Origin of the sequence: Halorubrum rubrum, from assembly GCF_024494685.1 — an archaeon.
GTDB lineage: Archaea > Halobacteriota > Halobacteria > Halobacteriales > Haloferacaceae > Halorubrum > Halorubrum rubrum.
This window is the reverse complement of record NZ_JANHDM010000002.1, coordinates 145,875-165,774: the sequence shown is the minus strand read 5'-3', so window position 1 is coordinate 165,774 and position 19,900 is coordinate 145,875. Positions and strand designations below refer to the sequence as shown.

23 protein-coding genes are annotated in these 19,900 nt (G+C 71.0%); 12 read left to right on the top strand and 11 right to left on the bottom strand.

The window, feature by feature from the left end; translation table 11 throughout:
• Window positions 1-22: 22 nt before the first annotated feature.
• Both NO889_RS03065 and NO889_RS03060 read right to left on the bottom strand, forming a co-directional pair.
• On the bottom strand, window positions 23-604 hold the full coding sequence (locus NO889_RS03065) for a 2'-5' RNA ligase family protein (protein WP_256410792.1): 582 nt from the start codon (window positions 602-604) through the stop codon (window positions 23-25).
• A gap of 13 nt (window positions 605-617) precedes the next feature.
• On the bottom strand, window positions 618-806 hold the full coding sequence (locus tag NO889_RS03060) for a DUF7554 family protein (protein WP_256410791.1): 189 nt from the start codon (window positions 804-806) through the stop codon (window positions 618-620).
• A 115-nt stretch (window positions 807-921) separates the two neighbouring features.
• Between NO889_RS03060 and serB the strand changes: the two genes are divergently transcribed.
• From serB to NO889_RS03045, 3 genes are all read left to right on the top strand, one after another.
• Window positions 922-1,569, top strand: coding sequence for a phosphoserine phosphatase SerB (gene serB, locus NO889_RS03055; protein ID WP_256410790.1), 648 nt, complete (start codon window positions 922-924; stop codon window positions 1,567-1,569).
• 86 nt (window positions 1,570-1,655) lie between these two features.
• A complete protein-coding gene (locus NO889_RS03050) occupies window positions 1,656-2,516 on the top strand; it encodes a lycopene cyclase domain-containing protein (protein WP_256410789.1) in 861 nt (286 codons plus the stop codon).
• Window positions 2,509-3,669, top strand: a complete 1,161-nt coding sequence (locus NO889_RS03045) for a Brp/Blh family beta-carotene 15,15'-dioxygenase (protein WP_256410788.1) — start codon at window positions 2,509-2,511, stop codon at window positions 3,667-3,669. Before NO889_RS03050 ends, NO889_RS03045 begins: the two co-directional genes overlap by 8 nt.
• Window positions 3,670-3,708: 39 nt before the next feature.
• Here the strand turns inward: NO889_RS03045 and NO889_RS03040 are convergent, their stop codons facing one another.
• The 3 genes from NO889_RS03040 to hisB all read right to left on the bottom strand — a co-directional run bounded on the left by NO889_RS03040 (window position 3,709) and on the right by hisB (window position 5,810).
• Window positions 3,709-4,623: a YkgJ family cysteine cluster protein gene (locus NO889_RS03040; RefSeq protein ID WP_256410787.1), complete on the bottom strand. Its 915-nt coding sequence runs from the start codon at window positions 4,621-4,623 to the stop codon at window positions 3,709-3,711.
• Between the two features lie 93 nt (window positions 4,624-4,716).
• Window positions 4,717-5,076 (bottom strand): Ig-like domain-containing protein, encoded by a 360-nt coding sequence (locus tag NO889_RS03035; protein ID WP_256410786.1) that lies wholly within the window; start codon window positions 5,074-5,076, stop codon window positions 4,717-4,719.
• A gap of 137 nt (window positions 5,077-5,213) precedes the next feature.
• Window positions 5,214-5,810 carry an imidazoleglycerol-phosphate dehydratase HisB gene (gene hisB, locus NO889_RS03030; RefSeq protein ID WP_256410785.1) on the bottom strand — a complete coding sequence of 199 codons (597 nt, stop codon included), beginning with the start codon at window positions 5,808-5,810 and terminating at the stop codon, window positions 5,214-5,216.
• Window positions 5,811-5,942: 132 nt separating this feature from the next.
• Between hisB and NO889_RS03025 the strand changes: the two genes are divergently transcribed.
• Window positions 5,943-7,391: an APC family permease gene (locus NO889_RS03025; RefSeq protein WP_256410784.1), complete on the top strand. Its 1,449-nt coding sequence runs from the start codon at window positions 5,943-5,945 to the stop codon at window positions 7,389-7,391.
• On the top strand, window positions 7,384-8,181 hold the full coding sequence (locus NO889_RS03020; RefSeq protein ID WP_256410783.1) for a universal stress protein: 798 nt from the start codon (window positions 7,384-7,386) through the stop codon (window positions 8,179-8,181). Before NO889_RS03025 ends, NO889_RS03020 begins: the two co-directional genes overlap by 8 nt.
• A 36-nt stretch (window positions 8,182-8,217) precedes the next feature.
• On the opposite strand, the gene hisA is transcribed toward NO889_RS03020, so the two are convergent.
• Window positions 8,218-8,958, bottom strand: a complete 741-nt coding sequence (hisA, locus tag NO889_RS03015; RefSeq protein ID WP_256410782.1) for a 1-(5-phosphoribosyl)-5-[(5-phosphoribosylamino)methylideneamino]imidazole-4-carboxamide isomerase — start codon at window positions 8,956-8,958, stop codon at window positions 8,218-8,220.
• Between the two features lie 128 nt (window positions 8,959-9,086).
• Between hisA and NO889_RS03010 the strand changes: the two genes are divergently transcribed.
• From NO889_RS03010 to NO889_RS02990, 5 genes are all read left to right on the top strand, one after another.
• A complete protein-coding gene (locus NO889_RS03010; protein ID WP_256410781.1) occupies window positions 9,087-10,328 on the top strand; it encodes a thiamine ABC transporter substrate-binding protein in 1,242 nt (413 codons plus the stop codon).
• Window positions 10,329-10,416: 88 nt separating this feature from the next.
• A complete protein-coding gene (locus NO889_RS03005; protein ID WP_256410992.1) occupies window positions 10,417-12,210 on the top strand; it encodes an ABC transporter permease in 1,794 nt (597 codons plus the stop codon).
• Window positions 12,200-13,348 (top strand): ABC transporter ATP-binding protein, encoded by a 1,149-nt coding sequence (locus tag NO889_RS03000; protein WP_256410780.1) that lies wholly within the window; start codon window positions 12,200-12,202, stop codon window positions 13,346-13,348. Before NO889_RS03005 ends, NO889_RS03000 begins: the two co-directional genes overlap by 11 nt.
• A gap of 186 nt (window positions 13,349-13,534) precedes the next feature.
• The gene (locus tag NO889_RS02995) at window positions 13,535-14,017 is read left to right on the top strand and encodes an aminoacyl-tRNA deacylase (RefSeq protein WP_256410779.1); all 483 of its coding nucleotides are present in this window, start codon (window positions 13,535-13,537) and stop codon (window positions 14,015-14,017) included.
• Window positions 14,018-14,222: 205 nt separating this feature from the next.
• Window positions 14,223-14,480, top strand: coding sequence for a DUF7561 family protein (locus NO889_RS02990; protein WP_066412281.1), 258 nt, complete (start codon window positions 14,223-14,225; stop codon window positions 14,478-14,480).
• A 128-nt stretch (window positions 14,481-14,608) separates the two neighbouring features.
• Here NO889_RS02990 and NO889_RS02985 read toward each other — a convergent pair whose 3' ends face one another.
• Window positions 14,609-14,887 (bottom strand): hypothetical protein, encoded by a 279-nt coding sequence (locus tag NO889_RS02985; RefSeq protein ID WP_256410778.1) that lies wholly within the window; start codon window positions 14,885-14,887, stop codon window positions 14,609-14,611.
• A gap of 309 nt (window positions 14,888-15,196) precedes the next feature.
• On the opposite strand from NO889_RS02985, the gene NO889_RS02980 reads away from it, so the two are divergent.
• Both NO889_RS02980 and NO889_RS02975 read left to right on the top strand, forming a co-directional pair.
• Window positions 15,197-16,243 (top strand): ABC transporter ATP-binding protein, encoded by a 1,047-nt coding sequence (locus NO889_RS02980; RefSeq protein ID WP_256410777.1) that lies wholly within the window; start codon window positions 15,197-15,199, stop codon window positions 16,241-16,243.
• Window positions 16,240-16,995: an ABC transporter permease gene (locus NO889_RS02975; protein ID WP_256410776.1), complete on the top strand. Its 756-nt coding sequence runs from the start codon at window positions 16,240-16,242 to the stop codon at window positions 16,993-16,995. Before NO889_RS02980 ends, NO889_RS02975 begins: the two co-directional genes overlap by 4 nt.
• A gap of 29 nt (window positions 16,996-17,024) precedes the next feature.
• Here NO889_RS02975 and NO889_RS02970 read toward each other — a convergent pair whose 3' ends face one another.
• The 4 genes from NO889_RS02970 to NO889_RS02955 all read right to left on the bottom strand — a co-directional run bounded on the left by NO889_RS02970 (window position 17,025) and on the right by NO889_RS02955 (window position 19,900).
• Window positions 17,025-17,153, bottom strand: a complete 129-nt coding sequence (locus NO889_RS02970) for a hypothetical protein (RefSeq protein WP_256410775.1) — start codon at window positions 17,151-17,153, stop codon at window positions 17,025-17,027.
• Between the two features lie 54 nt (window positions 17,154-17,207).
• Window positions 17,208-18,383 (bottom strand): DHH family phosphoesterase, encoded by a 1,176-nt coding sequence (locus NO889_RS02965; RefSeq protein WP_256410774.1) that lies wholly within the window; start codon window positions 18,381-18,383, stop codon window positions 17,208-17,210.
• 117 nt (window positions 18,384-18,500) lie between these two features.
• A complete protein-coding gene (locus NO889_RS02960) occupies window positions 18,501-19,403 on the bottom strand; it encodes an NAD-dependent epimerase/dehydratase family protein (RefSeq protein WP_256410773.1) in 903 nt (300 codons plus the stop codon).
• Window positions 19,400-19,900 (bottom strand): DUF5791 family protein, encoded by a 501-nt coding sequence (locus NO889_RS02955; protein WP_256410772.1) that lies wholly within the window; start codon window positions 19,898-19,900, stop codon window positions 19,400-19,402. The genes NO889_RS02960 and NO889_RS02955 overlap by 4 nt, the downstream gene beginning before the upstream one ends.

Here is a 19,900-nt window from a genome sequence, read left to right as displayed (position 1 = left end):
GTCTCCTCCCGCTTTCACCCCCTCACAACTCGATCGTCGCGGCGATCTCGCGGAACGCGGGGTCGTACAGGTCGAGCGCGTGGACCCGCCACCGGATCGGGTCGAACCCGATCCGGCGGAGGCGATCGATGGTTTCGGAAGCCGGTCCCCCGCCCCGCGCGAGCGTGACGTGCGGGACGTACGCGTCGCCCTCGATCCCGTCGACCACGCCGAAGACGGCACACAGCCGGCGGTGGAGCCGGACGAGCCCCTCGCTCTCGACGGCGAGGTAGACGACCGGGCCGGAGCCGGACGCGGGCGAATCGAACGCGTCGACACCGGTGACCTCGACCGCGAACGGGGGCGTTCCGGCGAGGGGTCGCCGGAGCCGGTCGCGGAGGCGATCGAGCGCCACCGACCGCGGCGGGGCGCCGTCGCCGTCGAGCCCCTCCCTCGCGTCCGCGCCCGGAGCCGGCTCCGCGCCGGCTGTCACGTCGTCGACGCCGAACCGCTTACACACCAGGGTGTGGCGGTCGCGGACCCGATCGAACCCCGACAGTTTCGGCTGGAGATCGTCGGCGAGACGCCCCACGGCGGGCGGAAGCGGAACGTTGAGGCTGAACACGGACGCTACGTGGTCAGATCCGATCGGCGAGCCGTAAGGCGATCAGGACGACGATGATGACGACGATGAGCGTCGGGAGGGCGTCGAGCAGCGCGAACGTCAGGTCAAGCACCGTCCCGAGGACCTCCAGGAGAAGCCACACGACGGCGAGTCCGAGAACGATCTTCAGGAGGTCGTCGACGTCGATCTCGGCGCGGGTCATGGAGGCGAAAACGCCCGGCGTGGGCAAAAGCCCACCGGAGGCGGGCGGCGTCGGTCGAGCGCCGTCTCGACCGCCGATCAGGCGCTTAAAGACCCCTGCCGGCCCAACGGTGGGCATGAGCCTGGTCGCGTTCGACTTCGACGGCACGCTCTCCGACTCCGAGATGACGGTGCTGCTCGCCGAGCGGGCGGGCGTCGCCGACGAGGTCGCCGAGATCACGGAGCGGGCGATGAACGACGAGATCAGCTACGCCGAGAGCCTCTACAGCCGGGCGGAGCTGCTCGGCGGGCTCGACGAGGACGCCGCGGCCGCGGCGTTCGACGCGGTCCGGATCCGGCCGGGCGCGGCGCGACTGATAGCGCGCCTGCGGGCCGACGGCCACCACGTCGCGGTGCTCACCGGCGGCTTCGAGCGCGGCGTCGAGCGCGCGCTCGAACGCGAGGGCGTCGAGGTGGACACGATACTCGCCAATCGGCTGCCGATCGCGGACGGACGGCTCACCGGCGAGGCCGAGGGGCCGTTGATCGAGGGGACGAAGGACGACGCGTTGGAGGGTCTCGCCGCGGAGCTCGGCGTCCCGATGGCGTCCACGGTCGCGGTCGGCGACGGCGCGAACGACCTCCCGATGCTCGAGGTCGCGGGACTCTCGGTGGGATTCGTCCCGAAGCCGGCTGTCAGGCCGGCGTGTGACGCGGTGGTCGCCTCGATGTACCGGCTCGGGAAGGTGCTGGAGGCACACGGCGTGCTCTCGAGCGCGGAGTGAGCCTCGTCGTTTCGATAATCGGGACCCATGCTTGATTAGGGTCGGCCCGGAGGATCCCTCATGGCCGTTTCCGTTCGGGTGGTGCCGTGATCCCCACGCCGACGTACCTCCAGTTCCACCTCGTCTTCACCCTCCCCGCGCTCGCGGTGCTGTGGGCGCTCGCGCCGCGGTACGAGGGTGTCCGCCGTCGCCGTGCGGCCGCGGGTATCGCGGTTCTCGTCGGGATCGCGTACGCGTACACGACGCCGTGGATCGCCTACATGATCCGCCGCGGAGCGTGGTCGTACGCCGACGGCGCGGTGCTCGTCCGGGCGCTGTCGATCCCGCTCGGGGAGTACCTCTTCTTCGCGATACAGACGCTTCTCGTCGCGCTCGTGCTCCACCGGGTCGGTTTCGATCCGAGCTTTCGCGACGGGGACCTCGACCGTCGTCCGCGGGTCGCCGGCGTCCTCGTCGGCCTCGCCGCGCTGGTATGCGGGCTGTGGCTCGTCTCGCTCGACGCGTCGTTCCGTTATCTCGGCGGCCTCCTCGCGTGGATCGGACCCGTCCTCGCGCTCCAGTGGGCGGTCGGCGGCGGCCACCTCGTCCGCGCGCCCCGGCCGTGGCTCGCGGCGACGCTCGTCCCGGCGGCGTACCTCTGTGTCGTCGACCGGATCGCGATCGGGTTGGGGACGTGGCGCGTCTCCCCGGAGTTCACCACCGGCGTGGCCGTCCTCGGGCTCCCGATCGAGGAGGCGTGCTTCTTCGTCGCCGCCGGGCTGATGGCCGCGAACGGGCTCGTCCTGTTCGAGTGGGTCCTCGACCGGAACGACCGTCGGACCGCGGCGGTTGGGGAGCGTCACGGCGACGCGATCGATCGCGTCGACACGTCTGCCGAATCGAGCGTCGACATCGAGCCGAGCGTCGACATCGAGCCGAGCGTCGACCTCGATCCCGTCGATGACTGATCTCGCCGCGACTGCCGACGCGTCCGACGACCGCACCGTGCGGTCCCTCGTCGACCGCTGGTTCGCGCGCCGGCCCGCGATCGCGCTCGCGGCGCTGCTCCCGGTCGGGGCCGTTACCCCCCTGTTTCCGGTCGAGATCGGCGTCGCCGTCTTCGCGCTCGGCACGCTCGTCGTCGGGATGGCTCACGGTGCGGTCGACCACTTGGTTCCGCTGCGGGCGGCCGCCGGGGGCGGAGAGGGCCCCGGCGTGTCGCTCCGGCGGTCGGTGGCGGCCGTCTCGGTCGTCTACGCGGTCCTCGGCGGCGCGGTCGTCGTCGCGTTCTTCCTCGCGCCCGTCGCCGCGTTCGTCGGGTTCGTCGGCCTCACGTGGCTCCACTGGGGACAGGGCGACGTGGCGACGCTGTCGATCGCGGGCGTCGACCACCTCCCGACCCCGGTTGAGCGGACGCTCACGCTCGTCGTCCGCGGCGGGCTCCCGATGGCCGTTCCGCTGGTGAGCCACCCCGAGGAGTACCGGCTGGTCGCCGAGTGGGTCGTCGGGCTGTTCGTCGCCGACGCGTCCGGCACGACCGGCGCCCCCGATGCGGTCGGCGCGGAGGCCACGATCCCCACGGCCGACGTGGCGGCTGCCGCCCTCGACCCGCTCTTTGCGCCGTCGACGCGGTTCGCGGTCGGCGCAGTCATGGCCGGCGCGACGCTGCTGTCGTTGGGGCTCGGCTACCGTCGCGTTCGGGCCGGCGCGGACCGACGCGGGTGGCTCCGGGACGCCGGCGAGACGGTCGTCCTGTGGGCGTGGTTTCTGCTCGCCGCTCCCGTCTTCGCGATCGGCGTCTACTTCGCCGCCTGGCACTCGCTGCGCCACGTCGGGCGGCTGCTGTTGGTGGATCCGGACGCCGTCTCGGACGTGACGGACGGAACGGGGGGCGTTCGCGCCGCGCTCGCGCGGTTCGCCCGCGACGCCGCGCCGCTCACGCTCGGCGGCTTTCTGGTGGTGGGCGGCGTGGCCCTCGCGGTTCCCTCGAACGTCGGCGACGCCGGAGACCTCCTCGCGGTCTCGCTCGTCGCGATCGCGGCGTTGACGCTTCCACACGTCGTCGTCGTCGCGTGGCTCGACGGGAAACAGGGGGTGTGGCGGCCAGGGTCGTTCGGGTGACGGGTGTCCGGGAGGGATCGGGTGAAAGAGAGCGACCCCTCAGTCCCACCCCGGCGTCGGCGGCGCGCCGGCGTCGTCCTCCAGTTCGCGGACCAGCCGCTCGCGGGCGTCCGCGCCGAGACCGACGCCGGCACCGTCCGTGGTTCCGTCGTCGCCGGCCCCGTCGTCACCGGCTCGCTTCGACCACTCCCGGATCGCCCGCCCCGCCCACGAGTCGGCGGCGCGGGCCCGAGCGCGCGCCTCCGCCATGCGGTCGCGGTCGACGGAGAGCGATCCGGGTCGGGAGCCGGCGGCGGCCCCGACGAACCGGGCGCGGTCGGCGGCGGTCGTTTCGCCGTCGCGGATCCGCATGACCGCGCCCTCGAGGTCGTCCTGGTCGGGGTACGCGAAGACGGTCGATCCGAGCGCCTGCGGACCGAACGCCGGCGCGGGGAGGTCCGCGGGCGGCTCGTCGCCGAGGAGGCGCTCGCCGCCGCCGGCGGCCTCGACGCGCTCGCACTCGGTCTCGGCGTCGAGCGCGAGGTTGTGACCGGGGTACGCCGCGCAGGTCCGGGGGTACGCGTCGTCGTCGTGGATCCGACACTGGAGGGTGGTCGGATCGAGGAAGACGCAGGCGTCGAGCCACCGGGGCTCGTCGGTCCCGATCGGCGCGACCGGCTTCGGCGGCTTCCGTAGGCCGACCACGAACACCGGGCGGCCGTCGACCGCGGCGAGGTCGACCCCGTCGATCCGGACGCGGTCGTCGCCCTCGGCGGGCTCGAAGAGGCGGGGCGTCATCACGTCGCCGAGCCCGCGGTCGAGAAACCTCACCGCTTCGTCGCGGGTGAGCGGCACGAGGTCGTAGACGTCGTCGAGCGGCGGACGACGGCCCGCCCGGTCGGAGCCGGCGGCCTCGGGCGTGAGCGGTCGCCAGTCGACACAGCAGCCGGCACACCCCTCACAGCGGAGCTCCATCTCGTCCGTGCTGACGGTTCGCACACGTAAAACGGATCGGGAGGATACGGGTCGGCGGACGCCGAAGCCGCACGATGGCGGCCGGAACGCGGCTCAGTTGACGCCCTCGGATATCCGCACCGCGCCGTTGATGATCTCGACGACGATCGTCTCGTTCGGGTCGTCGGAGACGCGAACCGTAGCCGTCTCCGACTCCGCGTCGTCGACGGTGGCCGTGACGGTGTACTCGCCGGCCGCGAGGAGGTTCACCGAACTCCCTGACTGGTCGGAAAGCAGGCGGTAGTCACCGCGGTGGCGAAGCTCGTCGTCGCGACGGATCTCCAGTCGGACGTCGTGTTCGGTTCGACGGTCGTGGTTGCGGACGTGGAGGTCCTCGCTCTCGAGCCGCCAGCGGGTGCTATCGTCGGTCGTCGACGGTACGTGGAGGGGGTCTGACGGGGACGGTCGTCCCATACGTGCCGCTTCGACCGACGGAACCATGTGGGTCCCGATGGCTGAAACACGCGTTTGAGTGATCCAGCCGCGATCGAGGCGCCGTGAGCGGGAGGCGTGGGAGACGAGAGCCGTGGTAGGCGGGGAGCGTGAGACGGTTACAACTCGCCTTTCGTGCTCGGCGTGTCGCTCCGGCGGCCGTCGATCCGGGTCGCGTCGTCGAGGGCGCGCGCGAGCGCCTTGAACAGCGCCTCGACCTCGTGGTGGGCGTTGTCGCCCGTCTCGACCGCGGCGTGGAGCGTGAGCCCGGCGTTGTTGGCCAAAGAGAGCGCGACGTGGTCGGCCATGACGCTCGTGAACTCCCCGACCCGCTCCTGGGAGAACTCGCCCGAGAAGTCGTAGTACGGCCGCCCCGCCACGTCGACGACGACGCTCGCCACCGCCTCGTCGAGCGGGACTCGGCGGTCGGCGTACCGCCGGATCCCGCGTTTGTCGCCGAGCGCCTCCTCGAACGCCTCGCCGAGGCAGATCGCCACGTCCTCGACGGTGTGGTGATCGTCGATGTGGGTGTCGCCGTCACAGCGAACGGTGAGATCGAAGAGGCCGTGTTTCGCGAACGATTCGAGCATGTGGTCGTAAAACCCGATCCCGGTGTCGACCTCGCTCTCCCCGTCGCCGTCGATGGCGAGGGCCAGATCGATCGTCGTCTCCGCCGTCTCGCGGGAGACGGCCGCGGTCCGGTCGTGATCGCCCATACGGGACCGTCGGCGGGGGCTCTTAAGGCGGTTGCGGGTATGGCGACGCGAGGCGCTTACCGGCGAGGCGGACGAGACGGTTTCGACTGCGGCGGTGGCTATTTCCCCCGTGCGGGAGTCGTCTCCCGTGGCATGGAGGCTCCAGACGGTCCGATCGGGCCGGGATCGGACGGTCCGAGCGACGCCGATGCCGCCGCCGTCGACGTCCCGGACGGGATCGCCGACGCCGTCGACGCAGACACGGGCGAGGGGGAGCTCGAGCGGACGATCGGCCTCTCGGGCGGGCTCGCGATCGGGATCGGGACGATGATCGGCGCGGGGATCTTCGTGTTCCCCGGACTCGCGGCCGAGAGCGCCGGTCCGGCCGCGTCGCTGTCGTTCGCCATCGGAGCGATCGTCGCGCTGCTCGTGGCTCTGCCGACCTCCGAACTCGCGACGGCGATGCCGCGCAGCGGCGGCGGCTACTTCTTCATCTCGCGCGCGCTCGGTACCGCTCCCGGCGCGATCGTCGGGATCGGGCTCTGGCTCGGACTCGTGTTCGCGTCGGCGTTCTACCTCGTCGGGCTCGGGAGCTACGCCGGGCAGGTGTTCCTCGAGGCGGGGATCGCGCTGCCCCTGGACCCGGCCGTCCCCCTCGGCGTCGCGTTCGGGGCGGGACTCACGGCGCTCAGCCTCTTCGGGACCGATAACACCGCGTCGCTCCAGAACGGGATCGTGGCGGTCCTGCTCGTCATCCTCACGCTGTTTCTGAGCTACGGCAGCCTCGACGCGCTCGGGGTGTTCGGGACGGAGCGCACCCCGGAGCGCTTCTTCCCGCCCGGCGGCCTGCTTCCGGTCTTCCAGACCGCGGCGCTCGTGTTCACCTCGTATCTCGGCTTCGCGCAGGTGGCGACCGTCGCGGGCGACATCAAGGACCCCTCGCGAAACCTCCCGCTGGCGATGGTCGCGTCCGTTCTCGTCGTGGGCGTGTTCTACGTCGTGACCGTCTTCGTCGCGACGAGCGCGTTCGGCAGCGGCCGCCTCGGCGAGTTCGGCGAAACCGCCATGGTCGAGGTCGCCCGCGAGTTCGTCGGCCTTCCGGGGGCGATCGCCATCGTCGTCGCGGGGCTGTTGGCGACGTTCTCGAGCGCGAACGCGTCGATCCTCAGCGCCTCGCGGGCGGTGTACGCGGTGAGCCGCGACGACCTCATCCCCGCGGCCGCGAGCCGGATCAATCTCCGGTACGGGACGCCGCACGTCGCGTTGGGGCTCGCAGGCGGACCGATCGTCGCCCTCGCCGCGACCGGGCAGGTGGAGGTGCTCGCGGAGGTCGCCTCCTTCCTCCATCTCGTGATGTACGGGCTGATCTGTGTCGCGCTGATCCGGCTTCGACGCGAGCGACCCGACTGGTACGCGCCGTCGTTCCGCTGTCCGGCCGGACTCGCGATAGCGACCTGCGGGGCGGCCGCGAGCTTCGCGCTCATCGCGTTCATGCGCCCGGCGTCGATCGGGATCGGTATCGCGGTGATGGTCGCGGCCTACGGCTGGTACCGCCACTACGCGACGGACGTCGAACTCGAGGGGAGATTCCGAAATGACTGACACGACGCCATCGGACGACACGACACCACCGGACGACACGACGCCACCGGACGACACGGCGGGAACCGTGACCGACCGTCCCGCGGTGCTCGTCCCGCTGGAGGTGCTGGAGGGCGAGTCGCTTCCGGCGGGGACGACAGAGCTGCTCTCGAACGCCCACGTCGTCCTGTTGGGGTACCACGTTATCCCCGAGCAGACGGCCGCGGAGCAGGCGAGAGCGCAGTTCGGCGAGACGGCGATGTCGAAACTCGAGGAGTTCGCCGGCGCGCTGACGGACGCCGGCGCGACCGTCGAGGTGCGACTCGTGTTCACTCACGACGAGCGGACGACCGTCGATCGGCTCATCTACGAGTACGACTGTCTCGCCGTGTTAGTCCCGAACAGCACGGATCGCGTCGAGTCCGTCCTCGTCGCGCTCCGCGGGACGGTCGGGATCGACCGAAGCGCGCGGCTCGTCGCCGGGTTGTTCGCCGAGTCGGACGTGGCGGTGACGCTGTACCACGCGCTCGACGAGGGGGAGTCGCCCGCGGACGGGGAGTCGTTCCTGGACGGCGTGCGAGCCGACCTCGTCGAGCGCGGGATGGACCCCGAGCAGATCGGGGTCGCCGTCGAGGACGCGGGGGCGGCCGTCGACGCGATCGCCCGCCACGGCGAGAACCACGACGCGGTGGTCATGGGCGAGACGGACCCGTCGGTCACCACGTTCGTCTTCGGGATGCCCTCCGAACAGGTGGCGGAGCGCTTTCTCGGTCCGGTGTTGGTCGTTCAACGGAAGCGACCCGAGGAGTAGCCGGCGCGGATCCGCCGACCGCGACGGTCGACGAACTCAGGCCTCGTCGGTCGCGGCCTGTGCCTCCCGCAGCGTGAACCGACCCTCGTACAGCGCCGTCCCCACCACGACCGCGGCCGCGCCGGCCCGCTTCAACGCGACCGCGTCGTCCACGGTCGCGACGCCGCCCGACGCGATCACCGGGATGTCGACCGCCTCGACCATGCTCTCGACCGCCTCCCGATCGATCCCCTCCAGTCGCCCCTCGACGTCCACGTTCGTGAAGAGGATCGCGCCCGCGCCGAGCTCCTCGTAGCGCGCGGCGGCGTCGGCGGGGTCGAGGCCGGTCCCCTCCGTCCATCCCGAGACGACGACCTCCCCCTCCTTCGCGTCGAGGCTGACGACGACGCTCTCCGGATGCGTTTCGTCGACCTCGGCGACGATCTCCGGGTTCTCGACCGCCGCGGTGCCCACGATCACGCGGTCGATGCCGGCGTTCAACAGTCCACGGGCGTCGGCCGCGGTCCGGATCCCGCCGCCGAGCTGGAGACCGACGGCGTCGTCGACGGCGTCGACGACCGCCTCGATCGCGGCGGCGTTCTCGCGCTCGCCCTCGAACGCCCCGTCGAGGTCGACGAGGTGGAGGGTCGCGGCCCCCTCGTCGATCCAGCGCGTCGCCGCCTCGACCGGGTCGCCGTAGCGTTTGCCCGTGCCGCGCTCGCCGCCGACCAGCTGGACGACGGAGCCGTCCTGGACGTCGACCGCGGGGATCACCTCGAACTCGGGGAATCCGCTCATACGGGGAGACTGGCGCGGGCGTCGATTAAACGGGTCGGTCTCGGGCGGCGGCAACGGGGGTCGGCATCGGAGACGACCCGCCGCCGACACGGATCCCTTATGTAATCACCGAGTACAACAACCAAGTAATGACAGACGAGACGGACGCGATCGACGGACGACACACGCGGCGGCGGTTCCTCGCGCTCGGCGGCGCGGCGGGCGTGGCGGGGCTCGCCGGCTGTAGCGCGGAACGAACGGGGGACGGGGGATCGGGCGATTCGGGCGGCTCCGACGGCGATGGAGAGAGCGACGGCGGTAACGGAAACGGCGACGACGGGGACGACGGAAGCGAGGACGGCGAGAACGGCGAGGAGGACGAGACGCCGACGCTGACGGTCGCGACCTACGGCGCGTTCATCGACGCGCCCTCCGTGAGCCCCGGCGAGTGGCTGAAAGAGGAGTTCGAGTCGCGCGTCGACGCCGAGTTGGAGTGGGCAACCCCCGACAACGAGGTGAACTACTACGTCGAGCGCGCGGCCTCGGGGGCGTCGATCGACGCCGACCTCTACGTCGGGCTCACCGCCGAGGACCTGGTCCGGATCGACGAGGCGGTCGACGACGACCTCTTCGCCCCCGCCGGTGAGATCGAGGGAAGCGACGCGGTCCGCGACGGGCTCCGGTTCGACCCGTTCGAGCGAGCGGTCCCGTTCGACACCGGCTACGTCAGCCTCGTGTACGACGGCACCGAGACGGAGGCCCCCGAGACGTTCGAGGGGCTGCTCGCGGAGGACCATCGCGGCGACCTCATCGCGCAGAACCCCGGCGGCTCCTCGACGGGCCGGGCGTTCATGTTACACACGGTCGCCCGGTTCGGCGACGGCGAGGACGGTGACGTCGATGGGGGCGACGGCGACCCCGACTACGACTACCTCGACTACTGGGCGGAGCTCCAGGAGAACGACGTCCGCGTGCTCGGCTCCTGGGACGACGCCTACACCTCGTGGTCGGAGGGGGAAGCGCCCATCGTGGTGTCGTACTCCACCGATCAGGTGTTCGCGGACATGGAGGGCGAGGACCTCCAGGAACACCAGATCCGCTTCCTGAACGACCAGGCGTATGCGACCCCCGAGGGAATGGCGGTCTTCGCCGACGCCGACGAGCCCGACCTCGCCCGCGAGTTCATGTCGTTCATGCTCGAACCCGCGGTCCAGGGGGAGATCGCCCAGCGCAACGTCGCGTTCCCCGCGACCGACACCGCGGAGCTGCCCGACGACTACGCCGACCTCGCCCAGGAGCCCGACGAGCCGGTCACGTTCACGTACGACCAGCTCCAAGGGTCGCTCGACGGATGGATCACCGCGTGGGAACGCCAGTACGCGGGCAACTGAGCCCCGGCCCGTGACCGACGGATCGCGGGATCCCGACGCGCCGGACGCTTCCGAGGAGCGGCGGGACCGGACGAGGCGGACGGAGGGAATCCGCGACGGGAACCGGACGAGCCGGTTCCTCGGGGGGCTCGAGCGACACGCGCTGGCCGCGCTCGCGACCGCGACGGTCGCGGTGTTGGTCCTCGTCTTCTACTACCCGGTCGGGACCGTCCTCGTCGAGTCCGTCGTCGTCGACGGCGCGGTCACGCTCGGCGTCTTCGCCGACCTGCTTCGGGAGCCGTTCTACTTCGGCGAGCTGTCGCGACTGTTCGCGGGCGAGGGTCCGCTCGCGGTCGCGCGGGCGCTGCTCTCGCCCGATCGGCGGCTCGGTATCGTCGGGTTCACCGCCTACCAGGCCGTCCTGTCGACGCTCGCGAGCGTCGCCCTCGGCCTCCCCGCCGCCTACCTGCTCGCGCGCTTCGAGTTCCCCGGCCGACGGACGCTTCGCTCGCTCACCATCGTCCCGTTCGTGCTCCCGTCGATCATGGTCGCGGTGGGGTACGTCGCCACCTTCGGCCGGAACGGGACGCTCAACGCCCTCCTCGGGGCGGTCGGGCTCGGTCCCGTGGAGCTCATGTTCACGCTCGAGGCGATCGTGATCGCCCACGCCTTCTACAACGCGCCGCTCGTCGCGCGGGTGACGACGGCCGCCTGGGAGTCCGTCGACGCCGGCGCGGTCGAGACCGCCCGGAGCCTCGGAGCGAGCCCGATCCGGGCGTTCCTCCACGTCGTCGCGCCGCAGGTGTACCCCGCCGTCCTGATGGGCGCGGCGCTCACCTTCGTCTTCACCTTCGGGACGTTCCCGATCGTGTTGGCGCTCGGCGGGTTCGAGCTGGCGACCGTCGAGGTGTTCGTCTACCGGCTCGCGCGCGATCTGAACTACGCGGAGGCGGCGGCGCTCGCGGTCGTCGAGCTCGTGGTCTCGCTGTCGGTGCTCGGCGCGTACCTCCGGTACGAGGCCCGACACACGGTGACCTCGCGGGGCGTCAGGCCGCTCCCGCGGAAACCCCTCCTCCCGTCCGCGCCGACCCCGCGGGAACTCCTTCCCCGGCTCGGGCTCGGGGTCTACGGCGTCGTCGCGGCGCTCGTCTTCCTCGCGCCGATCGTCTCGATGATCCTCGCGAGCGTCACCGGGGGTGACGGGGCGCTCACGCTCGACCACTACCGGTTCCTCCTGGAGCGCCAGCGCACGGGAGCGGCGTTCCAGGTGCGGCCGTGGCCCGCCGTCCGCAACTCGCTCGTCTTCGCGGCCGCGTCGGCGCTCGTGGCGCTGCCGATGGGGGTCGTCGTCGCGGTGATCACCACCCGCGAGTACCGCGGACGGAAGCTCGTCGACGCGGTCGCGATGGCCCCCTTCGCCGTCTCCGGGATCCTCGTCGGACTCGGACTGCTCCGCGGGCTGGTGTTCGGCGTCGAGGTCGCCGGGTGGCGGATCGCGGTCGCGGGCTCGGCGGCGATCGTCGCCGCCCACGCCGTGGCGGGCTACCCGTTCGTCGTCCGCACGGTCGCGCCCGGCCTGGAGTCGCTCGACCGGGCGTTGGTGGAGTCCGCCCGCGCGCTCGGCGCGTCGCGGGCGCGGGTGCTCCGGGACGTCGAACTCCCCCTCGTGTGGCCGGGCGTCGTCGCGGGCGCGGCGTTCGCGGTCGCCATCTCGATGGGCGAGTTCACGGCGACGGTCGTCCTCGCGACCGGCGCGGACGCCTACACGATGCCGGTCGCGATCGAACGCTTCATCGGGCGGCGGCTCGGACCCGCGACCGCGATGGGCGTCGTCCTCCTCTTCGTGACCGGGCTGAGCTTCGTCGTGATCGAGCGGCTCGGGGGTGAGTACGATGGGATCTGAGCGCGACGCTCCGGCGGCGGACCGCGACGCCGACGCGGGACCCCCCGCGGTCGACCTCGCGGGCGTGAGCAAGCACTACGACGGGACGGTCGCCGTCGAGGACGTGGACCTGCGGATCCGGGAGGGGGAGTTCTTCACGCTCGTGGGGCCGTCCGGCTGCGGGAAGACGACGACGCTGCGGCTGATCGCGGGATTCGAGGCACCCACCGAGGGACGGATACGGTTCGGCGGCCGCGACGTCTCTGGCGTCCCGCCGGAGGAGCGGAACGTGGGCGTGGTGTTCCAGAACTACGCGCTGTTCCCGCACATGACCGTCGGCGAGAACGTGGGCTACGGGCTGCGCTTCTCGGAGCCGCCGGGCGGCGCGAGCCGCGCCGAGCGCGTCCGCGACCTGCTCGACCTCGTGGACCTTTCGGGGACCGCCGACCGCGACCCGGAGAGCCTCTCGGGGGGCCAACAGCAGCGGGTCGCGATGGCGCGGGCACTCGCGCCCGGCCCCGACCTCCTGCTCTTAGACGAGCCGATGAGCGCGCTCGACGCGCGCCTGCGCGAGCGCCTCCGGCTTCAGGTACGTGAGATCCAGCGCGAGCTGGGGATCACCACCGTCTACGTCACCCACGACCAGGAGGAGGCGCTCTCCGTCTCCGACCGCGTCGCGGTGATGCGTGGCGGAACGCCCGAGCAGGTCGCGCCGCCCCGGTCCGTGTACCGCCGGCCCGCGTCGCGGTTCGTCGCCGAGTTCGTCGGCGACAACAACGTGTTCGAGGGGGTCGTCGCTGGAACGGACGACGAGAGCGCGGGCGGCGGGACGGACTCGCCCGCCCGAACCGTCCTCGTCGACATCGGCGGCGAGACCCTCCGCGTCGCGGTCGACGAGCGCGAAGACGCCGCGACCGGGACGCCGGGTCCCGGCGACCGGGTGACGTTCTGCGTCCGCCCGCAACACCTCCGGGTGGGGCGAGCCGAGAACGGGCTCCGGGCGACGGTCGCGAGCGCGGAGTTCCTCGGAGAGACGACGCGCGTCCACCTCGACTGTGACGGCCGCGACCTCGTCGTGCGGGCCGAGGATCCGCTCGACGGAACGGTCGTCGTGGGGTTCGACCCCGAGGACGCACACGTGATCGACGTCGGCGACTGAGGGGTCGTATCCCTGCGCGACCGGGGAGACGCGAGGTGTGGAGCCGTGTTGACGGGACGTCCTGTACCGTCTCGTCTGGGAGCGTCGAGTCAACCAGTCGTGTTCGCTCGGTCGCTGACTTCAACCTCGATTTGACCCATAGATGGGATTAATCCGGCACGGGGACGAGTCGCGGTCGAGAAACGCATGGTACGGACGGAGATCACGGACTATCTTCGCGAGCGCGGGATCGAATACGAGCTATTGGAGCACAGTGACGACGCGGTAACCTCGGAAAAAGCGGCCAAACTGCGCGACGTTCCGCTCGCCGAAATGGTGAAATCGATGGTGTTCCTGGACGACGACCGCGAAGTCGTCGTCGCGATCGTTCCCGCCGAACGGAAAGTCGATCTGGGATCGCTCAGAGAGATCGCCGACATCGACAGCCTGAAATTCGCCGACGAGGAGGTCATCGAGGACGATCTCGGGTACACCATCGGCGCGATTCCCCCCTTCTTCCCCGGCAGGGACTGTCCGATCTACATGGACGCCGATATCTTCCGGAACGACGAGGTCAACTTCAGCAGCGGTCGTCCGGATGCGGGTATCGAGGTGGAGACACGTGCGTTCCGGACGGTACTGGATGAGTTCGACGCCGAGAGGGGATCGATCGGAACTGCCTCCGACTGAGAGCACGCGGCGAGAGCGACCGTCTTCGACGCGGAACGGGACCCGTTCCTTTCCGATTCCCGTGGACGATCCCGCGACACCCCGATGTCGGTCGTGACGACCGTGTAGCGCCGAGCGGCCGGCGTGGTGACGGTGTTCACGGCCGGACCCGCGGCTCCGTTCCGGCGGCCGACACGTCTTAACCGCCCGGCACCCAAGGTCGCGTATGGCCTCGGAGCCGTGCGACGTCTGTGAGCGGTCCGTCAGGATCGCCGGCGGGATCGGCGACCTCTGGAACTTCGCGTTCGAGTCGACCCAGGGGATGACCCTGGAACTCGCCGACGGCTCCGAGTTCTTCCTCTGTTTCGACTGTATGGAGTCGCTGCCCGAGGACGTCGAGCCGACCGCCGAGGACGTCGCCGACCTCCGCGAACGGACCGACCCGGTCGAGGAGGACGGACACTCCTTCTGGCACTGGGGCTGATCGGCGTCAGGACTGGGACCGCTCGGCGTCACGGAGGCCGGACGCTCGGGCGGGTGGTCGGATGGACACCGTCGGCTCCACGGCGAGCGGAACGGACGGAAAAACGTCGAAACGCGGTCGGAAACGGTCTACAGCCGGTAACGGCGGCGCGGGCCGAACCGGATGATCCGGCCGAACGGCCGCGACGCGCTCCGCGGCATGGAGCGGTCCGAAAGGAAGCGGACGGCCGCGAGGACGACGACCGCGCCGGCCAGCAGGCCGAGCATGATCGCCGGGTTCTCCACGGCCATGAGCACGCCGGTCACGAGCAGGAGCAGCGCGAGGATCGCGCCGAGCGAGCTGGCGACCGAGGGCGGGTCGATCAGGAGGCCGGGGTGTCGAGTCGATGTTCGGTCAGTCTGTGACATACTCTCCCCTTGGCTCCGCGCGGACATAAAACTTTCATATTACAAATATGTTTTGATGAATGGTATCACTACTCATGGAGATATATGGTCTGAAACGCGTGAAAACATCATGTAAGGTGTACCATGATATCGTCTACATAATTATAAGGAAATAGAACTATACCGATCGATCATGTTCGGCGGACGTCGATCGAAGACACTGATCGCAGACTCGACGGAAGGCGGGCGGATCGTCATCCGCGCGCCGCTCGGCCTGGTAGTCGACCCGGAAAAGCAACCCTTACGCGCGCGGCCCCCGGATCCGAACGTATGAACGAGACGGCAGCCGCGTCGGCCTCGGCGTCCGCGGACGACGTGACGGAGGAGGACGTCTCCGTCGTCGTCGGCGAGGGGGTCCGGCGGTCGTACGGCGACGTCGTCGCGCTCGACGGCGTCGACGTGGTCGTCGAGCCCGGCGAGGTGTTCGGACTGATCGGGCCGAACGGCGCGGGCAAGACGACGCTCGTGCGCGCGCTCACCGGGACGACCGACGCCGAGGGAACGATCCGCGTCTTCGGCTCGCCGCCCGACGCGGTCGATCCCCAGCGGATCGGCCTCCTCCCCCAGTCGTTCGACCCGCCGGAGCGGCTCACCGCGCGCGAACTCGTCGGCTACTACGGCGGACTCTACGAGGACGCCCGCGACCCCGAGGCCGTACTGGGTGACGTGGGGATGACGGACGACGCCGACGCCTGGTACGAGACGCTCTCGGGCGGCCAGAAACGCCGGACCTGCGTCGCGACCGCCATCGTCAACGACCCCGACCTCCTCTTCCTGGACGAGCCGACGACCGGGATCGACCCCGCGGGCCGGAGATCGATCCACCGGCTGATCGAGCGGCTCGCGGCCGACGGGACCACGGTGTTCCTCACGAGCCACGCGATGGACGAGGTCGAGCGGCTCGCCGACCGCGTGGCGCTCTTGCGCGACGGCGCGGTCGTCGCCGTCGGCGCGCCCGCCGACCTGATCGCCGAACACGGCGGAGATCCACGACTGGAGGTCGAATTGGGCGGATCGAAACCGGACGACGCCGACCTCGACGGCGTCCGGGGCGCGCTCGCCGGGATCGAAGCGGAGGCGACGGCAGACTGCCCGGCGGTCGAGTCGACCGCCGACGGCCTCCGGGTACTCGGCGTGCGCCCGGAGGGGATCGGCGCGGTCGTCGACGCGCTCGGTTCGGCCGGCGTCGAGTTCGAGTCGCTGACGTGGGCCGAGCCGTCCCTGGAGGACGTGTACCTCCGGCTGACCGGCGAGGAGTACTCGCCGCGAGCCGGCGGGACCGCGCTCGGAGACTCGGAGGAGGGAGAGGGACGATGAGCCGGCTCTCGCGAGTCCTCACGGAGGCGACTGCGGCCGCCAGGTCGTTCCTCCGGCGACGAACCGCCGTCTTCTTCACGTTCTTCTTCCCCGTGATCCTCGTCGTCATCTTCGGCGCGCTGGTCCGGACCCAGCCGACCGGCGGCGGTCTCTTCGCCGAGCCGGCCGGCTACTACATCCCCGGCTATCTCGCGGTCGTCGTGCTCTTCACGCCGCTCTCGCGGGTCGGCTCGGAGATCGCCCGCCATCGCGACGGCGGCCGCTTCGAGAAGCTCGCGACCACGCCGCTTTCCCGCGCGGAGTGGCTGTTCGCGCACACGCTCGTCAACGTCGCGATCATCGGCGCGGCGAGCCTCCTGATACTCGGACTCGTGCTCGCGGTGACCGACGCGACGCTCGTCGTCTCGCCGGCGCTCGCCGCCCTACCCGCCTTCGTCGCGCTCGCGGTCGCGCTCTTCTGCGGGCTCGGCGCGGTCCTCGGCGCGCTCGCGGACTCACAGGACGGGGTGATCGCCGCGAGCAACACGGTGGCGCTCCCCCTTCTGTTCCTCTCGGAGACGTTCGTCCCGCCGGCGCTGCTCCCGGACTGGTTCCTGCCGGCCGTCGCCGCCTCGCCGCTCACCTACTTCGCCCGCGGGACGCGAGCGATCGTCCACGAGCCGGGCGCGTGGGTCGGCGATCTGGCCGTGCTCGCGGCGCTCGCGGCCGGGTTCCTCGCGCTCGGCGCGTACGCGGTGCCGCGAACCGACTGACCGGATCGTCTATCCGGTTCGCCCCGAGCCTAGAGCGCGCTCACGATCAGGTAGGGGACGAGGAAGAACGCGAGAAAGATCAGCCCCGTCGCGATCGCGTAGCCCGCGCCGACCCCCGCGAGCGTCAGCCACCTGCCGTCGACTCGTTCGATCTCCATACGCTCCGGTGCGACCGCGGCGGCTTAACCGTTCTGTCGCCCCCGCTCGACCGATCACACGTCGCCGGCCATGGCCCGGAACAGCGCGTCGGTCAGTCCGTCGCGATCGACCGTCTCCGGCTCCGTCTCTCCCGTGGGATCCACTTCCGGGGTGATCGTGCCGCCGCCCATTCGCGAATGACCGCCGCCGTCCCCGTTCGTGACCTCCGAGAGCACCGACTCGATGGCGTTGCCCATGTGGACTCGGTCGTCGCGTGAGCGCCCAGAGAGGTGGACCGTCCCGTCCCGCTCGCCGATGACGACGACCGCACTGACGCCCTCGAGCTGGATCAGCTCGTCGGCCGCCTGCGGGATCGCGTCGACGTTGTTCACGCCGCCGACGTCGGCGACCGCGAACGAGCCCTCGACCTGTCTGCCGGCGATCGCGCGAGCTTTCACTTCCAGCACCTCCGCGTCGACGGCCGGGTTGGCGATCCGGTCCAGCCGGTCCTGGTCGACGCCGGGATAGACGTACGCGGCCGAGGCGAAGTCCGGCTCGCTCGCCCCGACGGTGAGGTGTTTGGTGTCGGTGAGGATTCCGTAGAGGAGCCCGGTCGCCGCCCGCGTCGACAACACGAGGTCCGCGTCCGTCTCGCTCGCGTGTTTATCGGGAGGCACCGGCACCGCGCCGACGTCGTCGAAGTACTCGGCGACGACGGAGGCGGTCGCCCCGTAGTCGGTCCGGACGTCGGTGAACTCGTCGCCGCGTCCGTCTCCCGGATGGTGGTCGACGACGGCGGCCGGCAACACGCCGTCGGCCCCGGCGAACCCGCGTGCCTCGTTGTGGTCGACGAGGACGACCGTCTCCGCCGCGAGGTCGCTGACGTGGTCGACCCGATCGAGCTCGAGGTCCAACACCGTCCGGAACGCGCGGTTCTCCTGGTGGCGGATCTGACCCGGATACTGGATCGTCGCCTCGACGTCGAGCTGGTCCGCCAGCGACGAGACGCCGACCGCGGCCGCCATCGCGTCGGGATCCGGATTGGGGTGCATCAGCACCGCGATCTCCGACTGCTCCCCCAGTAGCCGACGAAACTCCTCGCCGGCCGGCCGACGTGCCCGGACGAACGCGTACGCGCTGACGAGTACGACGACCGCGACGAGGATCGCGGTGGCGGCCAGTTCGGGGTTCTCCCGAATGAACGTCTCCGCCTCCGAGAGCCACCCGCTGACCGTTGCTGGGGCCCACATACGTCTCCCCGGAGTCACCGGTCCCACAAGAAGGTTCGTGGCGGTTCCGACCTCGCGAATCCAACCGGATCCCGGCCGTCGGCGGCCGTGGAGACCGCCGCGCGGCCGCCGCTCGCCTCACTCTCGCGCGCGGCGGAACCCGTCGACCGCGTCGCGGTACCCCTCGCGGAACGTCGGGTACGCGAACGCGTATCCGAGTTCTCGAAGCCGGTCGTTCGAGCAGCGCTTGCTCGTTCGGATCCGGCGTTCTGCCGCCGGAGAGAGGTCCCCCGCGGCGATCCGCGTCTCCTTCGAACGCTTCTCCGGACGGTCGACTCCGCACTCGTCGGCGAGCCAGTCGGCGAACGCGTGTTTCTCGACCGGCTCGTCGTCGACGACGACCACGGGTTCGCCGCGGGCGGCGTCGCTTTCGAGGAGGAACCGTATCGCACCCGCGGCGTCGTCGCGGTGAACCATGTTGAGGTAGCCGGCGGTCACCGGTCCCTCGAGGTACCGGTCGAGCCGATACCGATCCGGCCCGTACAGCCCCGCGAACCGTGCGACCGTGCCGTCGATCCCGGCCGCGGCCGCGTCCTCGAGCGCGACGCGTTCGGCCTCGGCGAGCACCCGCGTCTTCTCGGTCGTCGGCTCGATCGGCGTCCCCTCGTCGACCCACGCGCCGCCGTGATCGCCGTACACGCCGGTCGACGACGTGTACACCAGCCGGTCGGGCGCTCGGGTTCGGTCGCCGTACTCCTCGACGACGTTCCGGAGTCCGTCGACGTAGACCTCGCGGGCCGCCTCCGCGCCTCGGCCGCCCGAGCTGGCCGCGAACACGACCGCGTCCACGTCGGGAAGCGCGGCGAGCGATTCGGGATCGGTCGCGTCCGCCCGAACCGCCTCGACGCCCTCGTCGACTGCCTCGATCGCGTCGAGCCCGTCGTCCGACCGCCGGACGCCGATCACGTCGTGGTCGCGGGCGGCAAGCCCCCGCGCGAGCTCCAGCCCGACGTAGCCGCAGCCGACGATCACGACCCTCATGGCTTCCGCGTCTCGACGACCGCCATGACCTCCGCGAGCTGCTCGAGCGTCATCGCCGCGCGCCCCTCGAGGACCTGCTGGACCTCCTGGCCGGTGAGATCGGCGTCGATCGAGGCCGCGATCGTGTCGACGTCGAGCACCGCCGTCGCCATCCCCATCAGGAGGTGATCCCGGAGCTCGGCGACCATCGCGTCGGCGTCGCGGCCGTCGGCGGCCGCGAGGACCGCCGCGGCCTCCTCGACAGTGAGGGTCGCGGCGTCGCCGTCGCCGATCGTCTCGACCGTCGCCGGATCGAGGGTCGTGCCGTCGTCGACGCCGGCGCGACCGGTCGACTCGACCTCGTCGACCGCCTCGACCAACATCGTCTCGAAGGCCGTCAGCAACGCGGCCGCCGCGACCCCCTCGCCGTCCTCCCCTTCGGATCCTTCGCCTCCGCCGGTCTCCTCGCCGTCGATCGAGGCGGGTCCGCCCGACCCCTCGACGACCTCATGGAACAT